The sequence below is a fragment of the Hydrotalea sp. genome, assembly GCA_030054115.1.
GTDB lineage: Bacteria > Pseudomonadota > Alphaproteobacteria > JASGCL01 > JASGCL01 > JASGCL01.
Genome location: JASGCL010000050.1, coordinates 1 through 7,837, shown reverse-complemented (window position 1 = coordinate 7,837; position 7,837 = coordinate 1). Strand labels below are relative to the sequence as shown.

At 43.8% G+C, this 7,837-nt stretch carries 8 protein-coding genes; 4 read left to right on the top strand and 4 right to left on the bottom strand.

Annotated features, from left to right (window positions below; genetic code table 11):
* Nucleotides 1–62: 62 nt before the first annotated feature.
* The 3 genes from QM529_07105 (at nt 63) to QM529_07095 (ending at nt 1,787) form a co-directional block, all read left to right on the top strand.
* On the top strand, nt 63–473 hold the full coding sequence (locus QM529_07105; protein MDI9314421.1) for a hypothetical protein: 411 nt from the start codon (nt 63–65) through the stop codon (nt 471–473).
* 73 nt (nt 474–546) lie between these two features.
* Nucleotides 547–1,134 (top strand): toll/interleukin-1 receptor domain-containing protein, encoded by a 588-nt coding sequence (locus QM529_07100; protein MDI9314420.1) that lies wholly within the window; start codon nt 547–549, stop codon nt 1,132–1,134.
* Nucleotides 1,135–1,220: 86 nt separating this feature from the next.
* Nucleotides 1,221–1,787, top strand: coding sequence for a hypothetical protein (locus QM529_07095; protein ID MDI9314419.1), 567 nt, complete (start codon nt 1,221–1,223; stop codon nt 1,785–1,787).
* Here QM529_07095 and QM529_07090 read toward each other — a convergent pair.
* The 4 genes from QM529_07090 to QM529_07075 form a co-directional block, all read right to left on the bottom strand.
* Nucleotides 1,731–2,399, bottom strand: coding sequence for a rhomboid family intramembrane serine protease (locus QM529_07090; protein MDI9314418.1), 669 nt, complete (start codon nt 2,397–2,399; stop codon nt 1,731–1,733). The two genes, QM529_07095 and QM529_07090, sit on opposite strands and share 57 nt — an antisense overlap.
* 77 nt (nt 2,400–2,476) lie before the next feature.
* The gene (locus tag QM529_07085) at nt 2,477–3,697 is read right to left on the bottom strand and encodes a UbiH/UbiF/VisC/COQ6 family ubiquinone biosynthesis hydroxylase (protein ID MDI9314417.1); all 1,221 of its coding nucleotides are present in this window, start codon (nt 3,695–3,697) and stop codon (nt 2,477–2,479) included.
* Nucleotides 3,698–3,786: 89 nt separating this feature from the next.
* On the bottom strand, nt 3,787–5,013 hold the full coding sequence (gene hemA, locus QM529_07080) for a 5-aminolevulinate synthase (protein ID MDI9314416.1): 1,227 nt from the start codon (nt 5,011–5,013) through the stop codon (nt 3,787–3,789).
* A gap of 19 nt (nt 5,014–5,032) precedes the next feature.
* Entirely contained in the window at nt 5,033–6,412 is a 1,380-nt protein-coding gene (locus QM529_07075; protein MDI9314415.1) for an aminotransferase, read from the bottom strand.
* Between the two features lie 475 nt (nt 6,413–6,887).
* Here QM529_07075 and QM529_07070 point away from each other — a divergent pair, with 475 nt between their 5' ends.
* The gene (locus QM529_07070; protein MDI9314414.1) at nt 6,888–7,784 is read left to right on the top strand and encodes a hypothetical protein; all 897 of its coding nucleotides are present in this window, start codon (nt 6,888–6,890) and stop codon (nt 7,782–7,784) included.
* Nucleotides 7,785–7,837 lie beyond the last annotated feature (53 nt).

Sequence of the window (7,837 nt, the reverse complement as noted above, 5' to 3'; positions counted from 1 at the left end):
ATAAAATTCCGTTTCATTTTAATTCTATCACCAGCCAATTTTCCAGCATTCAACGGTAATAAATGAAAGAAAAACATTTAGAATTTATACAAAATGTCATTATAAGAATGGCAAACAATTCCTTTTTAATAAAAGGTTGGACAATAACATTGGTTGCCGCAATAATTGCTTTATCTTTTAAAGAACAAAGTATTTTATTTATAACTATATTATTTATTGTAGTTATATCCTTTTGGGGTTTAGATGGTTATTATCTATCCCAAGAAAGAAAATATAGAGATTTATATAATCATGTCAGAAAATTAAAAGATTCAAAAATTGATTATTCAATGAATGCCTTGCCTTATCAAGGGAAGGCAAGCAGTTGGTGCAAATCGACTTTTTCCATGACTCTTATAATATTCTATGGATTGTTTGTTTTAATAATTATTGCATATAGCTTATTAAGCTGTATAAAAAAATATCTTCTATAAAGTCTTGAAATAACTATTGTCGCTACCTATATCTAACAAAAATACGTTGATTGTAATAAATAAGGAGATAAAAATGGCATCAAAATATTTTAACATAAATGATTTTAACAAAATTGACTTAACAAGAAATTCTCTATCTTCTATGCAGTTAGTTGATAGTCGAACCGCTAGAGGTGAGAAAGATATCTATGATGTTTTTTTGTCTCATAGTTTAAAAGATAAGCAATTAGTTAAGCAAATTAAGCATTATCTTGAGAATACTTGCAACATTAGTGTTTATATTGATTGGGAGGAGGATGCAGGCACAGCTAGGGATGATGTTGTAGATTCAATAAAAGATGCAATAAAAAAATCAAAAAATCTTTTATTGCTAAGGACTGAGAATGCGCAAGATTCCTCGTGGATACCGTGGGAAGTTGGCTATTATGATAGCACTCATAGCGCAGATAGAATTTGCATTCTTCTTGTTGAAAGCGACGAGTTTAATGCGAGCAACTTCAAGCATGAAGAATTTCTTAAACAATACCATCTTTTAGAAAAAGACGATTTGATAAGGTTTATTAATCAAGGTTATGCCGCTGTTAAAAATTTTCATGATGGTGATAACAGGATAAGAGCAGGGCAATATGGTTCTGCGCCATCATTTTTTGGAGACAAATAAGTATGCGGTATGTTGCGTCACCTAATTTTGAAAGCGTAAGAAGAGTGTTGTTTTCTTTATCAAGCTCGTCGATAGCACCTGCAAGAATGGAAGTAATAGCTAAGAATAAATTTCTTGTTTGGGAACAAGCTATAAATAAAAAAAGCAATCTTTTAACCGATGAGAAATTAACAGGTGATTATATTTTATGCTTAAATTATGAAAAAGACTATGAACCTAAAATCTGGGTAGTAGAACCTGATTTTATAAAATTAAATGATTTGCCTCATGTTTATAAACAAGCAGGCAATCAGCTTTGTTTATATAAACCAGAAAATTATCATTGGTCTAAAAAAAAGAATGTCAGAGAAATTATTACGTGGGCTCACCAATGGTTATTTTATTATGAAGATTGGTTAATAAATGGTCATATATGGCGTGGTCATGAAGCAAGCCATGATGGTGAACAGAATCAAGTTGTTGGGAAAAAAAATTTTCAAGGCAAGGCTTTAAATAAGACAAAAAAGCCTGAGCATTTAAAGAATGAGCCGATAAGGTTAAAAGATAAATTATCTTTATCTAGTGAGCATAAATCATTTGTTAATGATCAATGCCACCTAGCGGATTCTCAGTCGCGGCTTCAAGCGACCGAGCATCACCGCCCAGGCGGTTAAAAAACCGGCAAGCAAACCGCCGAGGTGGCCAGCGTTTGAAATCGGCGTGTCGATAAAATTATTTTCGACCAGGGCCGCCAAGAAATTGATGGCGATAAAAAATATAATAAAAAACAGGGCGCGGTTGCGGTCATCAAACGGCGCCGGCATGGTGATGCGGCTGACAATCAAAAACAAACTTGCCCCCAACCACGCCGCCACGCCGGCCGATGCCCCCATGATACCCACCGCCGCCGACAGGCCGCCACTGCTGATGATATGCAATGCCGCCCCGCCCAACAGGCCGCTGACAAACACCAAGGCCCAGCGCCACATGCCCAACAATTGATATATCATTTTTGAAAACACCACCCCCATCGCGATGTTAAACAACACATGCGCCGAATCGTGATGCAAAAAACCATAGGTGATGATTTGATAGGGCGGGGAAAAATGCCCGTCGCTAAAAAAATCCAAATCGCGCGTCGGCACAAAAATAAATTGTTGGTTCAGGTCGTCGGCCAATTGCGCCGGCAATAATCGTATCACCAAAAATATAATAAGATTTAAAAATGCCCAAGCTGTTACCAATGGTGGTAGGTTGAAAAATGGCGCGGATTTTTTTTTGCTCATGGTCATGCGGTGCTTTTCTTATTCGTCCCGCTTTGCGCATTGTTACGACAACACGCCTTTTATTATTTATGTTTCCCCTATTTTATTCCCATGGCATAGCGCACGGTTTGTTTTTTTAAAAAATCCATTTGGTCAAAGCCAAGCAACCCCAAACGCCTGACCGCCGTTACCATGTCGTTGCTGGTGGCGAATAATTTATTCAGCGCGTCGGTCGCCAACAACATTTTTTGATTGTCGTAACGCCGCGCGCGCTGATAACGCGTGATGATATTATTCGCCCCCATGTCCTGTTTGTCATTGCGTGCGGCGGACAAAATATCGGTCAGGGCGATAATATCTTTAATCCCCAAGTTAAAACCTTGGCCGGCTATCGGGTGGATGCTGTGCGCCGAATCGGCAATCAACAGCTGGCGGTTGTTGCCATAGCGATGGGCGTGCCGTACCCCAAGGGGGTAGGAAAAAACGCGGCTGACGATTTCAATATCCCCCAGCCAATCGGTGAAACGTTGCGCCAATTGGGCGTGGAAATCGGCGGCTGGCAAGGCCAATAATTTTTCGGCCATGGCGGGTTTTTCCGTCCAGACCACGTTCATTTTGTTATCGGGCAGGGGCAACATGGCAAATGGCCCGGCGGGATAGAAAAATTCCACCGCAACGCCATGGTGCGGCCGCGCCGCACGCACCGACAAGACAATGGCGGTTTGCGCGTAATTATTTTCATAAAACGAACTGATGTTTTTTGATTCGCCGGACATTTTGCCCTCGGCAATTACCAACAATGGCGCGGATAAAACATCGCCCGATGATAATGTCGCCGTGACATTTTTATCATCGATGATTTTGTCAACGATGGAGGCTTCCTCATAAATACTGATATTTTTTTGTTGCGACATATTATTCATAAGGGCGTGGCGCAAAAACCGATTTTCAATAATCACGCCGAATGGTTGGCTGGTGCGTTCGGGGTAAAGCACGCTGTTTTTGACGCCGATTTCTTTATGGTTAAAATGGGCGATAAGCGGCGATGCCCCGCGGATGACATCGCCATCGACAATGCGGATGTCGTTAATCGGTGTGGCGTTGGTTTTTAATTCGTCCCACAGGCCGAGTTTCGCCAGAAATTCCAGCGGGCCAAAAGATAATGCCGAGGCACGGCCGTCAAAATTTGGCGATAATGTTTTTTCCATTTTACCCCGTTCGATGATGGCGGGGTGCAGGCCGGCGCGCGCCAGTGCCAGCCCCAGGGTTTGGCCGGCCAGCCCGCCACCCGATATAATAACATCAACATTTTTTACCATGATTTTTCCTTATATTTTTTTATCATCATTACTTTTAATAATATTAACCAATGATGACATTCGTCATCACGCCAGCCGATGGCAACGCATCATGCTAGCCATGGCAATTGGAATTCTTGCCATTCCTTTGCCAATGCCGTCACCAATGTTGCAATCATGGCGTCGGTGTGGCGCGGGCTGGCCGTCAGGCGCAGACGTTCGGCACCGCGCGGCACGGTGGGGTAATTAATCGGTTGAATATAAATATCGTGGCGCATCAACAATCTATCGGTCATGGCCTTGCACTGATTGGCCGAACCAATCACCACCGGCACAATATGACATTGCGATTCCATGGTGGGGATTTTCGCGGCGGTCAATTGTTGTTTTAAATGTTTTGCCTGGGTTGATAATTCACTGCGCAGTGACGGTGTATTGCGAATAATATCAAGCGCGGCGATAGCGCCGGCGACCACATGCGGCGGCAGGGAGGTCGTAAAAATAAACCCATGGCCAATCGAGCGGATGTAATCGACCACCTCGGCTTTACCGGCGATGTAACCGCCAATTTGGCCGATGGCCTTGCCCATGGTTCCTTGGATAATATCGATGTCGGCCATCACGCCAACTTCCTCCGCCATGCCGGCACCGGTCGCGCCATAAAGCCCGACGGCGTGAACCTCGTCAAGGTAGGTAATGGCCGAATATTTTTTTGCCAGGGCGACGATGTCTTTTATTTTGCCCAAAGTTGCCTCCATCGAATAAACCGATTCAAAGGCAATGATTTTTGGCCGGTCGGGGTTGGCGCGGGTGTCGGCGTCTAAAAATTTTTCCAAGGCACCGACGTCGTTGTGCGGGAAGATTTTTTTTGTCGCCTTGCCATAGCGCATGCCAGCGATCATCGAATTATGATTTAGCGCGTCAGAATAAATAATCGGGTTTAATGCCGATAATGCCGACAGGGCGGTCAGGTTGGCGACATAGCCCGATGTAAAAAGCAATGATTTTTCCTTGCCATGGTGTGCGGCCAATTTTTCTTCCAATATTTGGTGCAGGTGGTGCGTGCCGGCAATGTTGCGCGTGCCGCCCGCGCCCGCGCCGTATTTTTCCAACGCGTCGGTCATGGCGGCGATAACCCGTGGGTCCTGGCCCAGGCCCAAATAATCATTCGAACACCAAATGGTTATTTCTTTGGCTTCGCCATATTTGTTATGATAGATCGCTTGCGGAAATTTTTCGGGGATACGTTCCAGGTCGGCGAAGACACGATAGCGACCCTCGCTCTTGATTTTAACCAGGTTGTCCCTGATGGTTTGTTCAAAAAAATCCGTGCTCATTTTTTGTTTGGTTGTTGGCCTAGGGTTTTAAGATGGCAGTGGCCTCGTCCAACGCGGCGGTGAAGCGTTTGAACAATTCGTCCAAATCTTTTTCCGCAATCACCAACGGCGGGCAGAAAGCCACCGAATCAAAAATCAATGGCCGCAATATCACGCCGTGTTTTTCGCCCAACGCGGCGACCTTGGCCGCGGCGCCAAGCTCGGGCGCGAATAATTTGCGCGATTTTTTGTCTTGCCATAATTCGACCGCGCCGATAAGCCCGATGCCGCGCGCATTGCCGACCAATGGGTGGTCGCGCAATTTGGCCAAATGTTCTTGCACCCGTGGCGCAAGTTTGCGCACATGGTCGAGTATTTTATCTTCCTCATAAATTTTTAATGTTTCGAGGGCGACCGCGCAAGACACCGGGTGCCCGCCGTAGGTGAAGCCGGTGCCGAAGGTGGTTAATTCGCCGGCGTATTTGGTAATTGGCGCGGCGATTTTTTCATTTATCATGACCGCCGAAATTGGCAAGTAGGCCGAGGACAAGGCCTTTGCCATGGTCATGATGTCGGGGTTCATGCCGTAGGTTTCCGACCCCCAGAAATTGCCAGTTCGGCAGAATCCGGTGATGACTTCATCGGCTATCAGCAAGATTTCGTTTTCTTGCAATATCGGTTGCAGTTTTTTGAAATAATCTTTGGGTGGCAAGATAACGCCGCCCGCGCCTTGCAATGGTTCGGCAATCATTGCGCCGATATTGTCGGCACCGACTTCCTTAATCACCGACTTCACTTCCTCGATTAGCCGGTCGGTGAATTGTTCTTCGCTTTCGCCGTCTTTACCCATGCGCGGGAAATGCGGCACGGCAAGGTGGCGCACCGGAATAATCGGCAGGTCAAAACCCTTATGCAGACTGGTCAAGCCGGTCAGGGACGCACCGGCCACCGTAACCCCGTGGTAACCATGGTGGCGCGACAGAATCATTTTCTTTTTCGGTTTGCCGATGGCGTTGTGGTAAAACCACACGATTTTAATTGCGCTGTCGACGGCCTCCGACCCCGAACAAGCAAAAAACACCTTCGCCATTTTTGGGTTGGTTTTGGGTGCCATGGAAATTAATTTTTCGGCCAGGTCGATAGCCGGGTCGTGGCTTTTATGGGCGAACAAATGCCCATAGGGCAGGGTGCGCAATTGTTTTTCGGCGGCCTTAATCAGCCGTTCTTGGCCATAACCCAATGACGCACACCACAGGCCGGAAAGCCCCTCGATATATTCTTTGCCCTCGCTGTCCTTGATATAGACACCCTTGCCCTGTTCGATAATGGTTGGGCCACGGGTTTCGTGGGCGGCAAGGTTGGTGAATGGGTGCAGGATATTGGCAATATCCCGTTCTTTGGCCGAATTACTTTGGGGCATGGGGTGATGACCTTTTTTAGTTGTTGGGGGATAAAATAAAATTGTTGTCTCTTTCTATCGCAAAAAAACAAGGAAAGCAAGAAGAGGTTTTCGGGTGGGTTTGCCACTACGTCAAATTCGCAACCTCCGCCTCTCACCTCTCTACCCGTCATCTTTGAAACCCGCGCGGCCAGCGCGGGTTATCAAGGAACCATTCCCTGGCCTCGGCGGATTCACAAAAAAACATTTAGCTATCTTTAAACAAGAATAAAGCAAGGCAATAACTTGATAGTAACCCATGCCGTCCAGGGAATGGCAATATATTCGCCCTATCGCTTCGCTGTTTGAGGGCGGCTGATAATTTTGCCAAGGCAAAATTTCAGGAATGACGGGGAGAGGGATTTTAGGGCGGCCGAGCAAAAATCTTTAACGGGGACTTGCTTATATGGAGTTGTTTTATATTGCATCTATAGCGAGCATCGTTTAAATATATATTATGGAAAATCAAGAAATGGATATATTAAAAAAGAATAATCCTGCTTTGCCCTATGTGTCAAAAACGGGGCTCCCGAACTGTTGTTTTTGCAACAAAGAATTAATTCACGCTGGAGAAGATAAGAATACAGCCAATCAACATATTATACCAAACGCCTTAATTAAGCATTTTAACTTATCTACATATGCGACCGACTTACGTGGAAATGGATTTTCAACACCGCCAGAATTTAATAGTCTTCTTTTTTCTAATGATAAAATGGGGTGCAAGGATTGCGAAAATAAAATTACGGCACAAGTTAGAGAAAAAGACTTTGTCGAGTTTTTTACAAAAGATAAAATTGTTACAGGTGACATTTTGATAAAGAATTTTTTTTGGATAATACTAAAAATATATGCTGATTACTCCCAACGAGCAGAGGGCGCAATTTATGATATTATAAATCCTAAATTATCGTTTATTCATGAACCAGCAAAAAAAACAATTAATGAGTTTATAGGGAGAAGCCCAAATAAGAATTTGAATGATGCTGTAAATGGGCTAAAAAAAATGTTTGTATTTACAAAGACACAATTAGAAATCTTTGATAATAAAAACATCGAAAGAGAAATGTCTATAAAATGCTTTAGGCTCCCATTTAAAGATGAAGTGTTTAAAGAGATATTGCGTTATGCTAAACATGAAAATTTTTCTACGCAATTAGCTCCTAAAATGATTATTCTAGGACTATTGTTTAATATATGTGATGTTAGCGATGCCGATGCTATAGATGCATCAAAAGAATATAGTTATAATAATTTAAAAATGATTTCTGATAAAGAAAAGTTAGATAAAGAATTATATGGCATTATGCTCAATGATGAATTGGCTGAGTTCAAAGAAAAATTATTAACATAATCTTTTTATCTCGCTCGTGGCAACTAGCCTGGTTCTAGGGCTTGCCCTAGTTG

Coding starts and splice junctions, on each gene's coding strand:
- QM529_07105 (MDI9314421.1), top strand. CDS start 63: ATGAAAGAAAAACATTTAGAATTTATACAAAATGTCATTATAAGAATG.
- QM529_07100 (MDI9314420.1), top strand. CDS start 547: ATGGCATCAAAATATTTTAACATAAATGATTTTAACAAAATTGACTTA.
- QM529_07095 (MDI9314419.1), top strand. CDS start 1,221: ATGGAAGTAATAGCTAAGAATAAATTTCTTGTTTGGGAACAAGCTATA.
- QM529_07090 (MDI9314418.1), bottom strand. CDS start 2,399: ATGAGCAAAAAAAAATCCGCGCCATTTTTCAACCTACCACCATTGGTA.
- QM529_07085 (MDI9314417.1), bottom strand. CDS start 3,697: ATGGTAAAAAATGTTGATGTTATTATATCGGGTGGCGGGCTGGCCGGC.
- hemA (MDI9314416.1), bottom strand. CDS start 5,013: ATGAGCACGGATTTTTTTGAACAAACCATCAGGGACAACCTGGTTAAA.
- QM529_07075 (MDI9314415.1), bottom strand. CDS start 6,412: ATGCCCCAAAGTAATTCGGCCAAAGAACGGGATATTGCCAATATCCTG.
- QM529_07070 (MDI9314414.1), top strand. CDS start 6,888: ATGGAAAATCAAGAAATGGATATATTAAAAAAGAATAATCCTGCTTTG.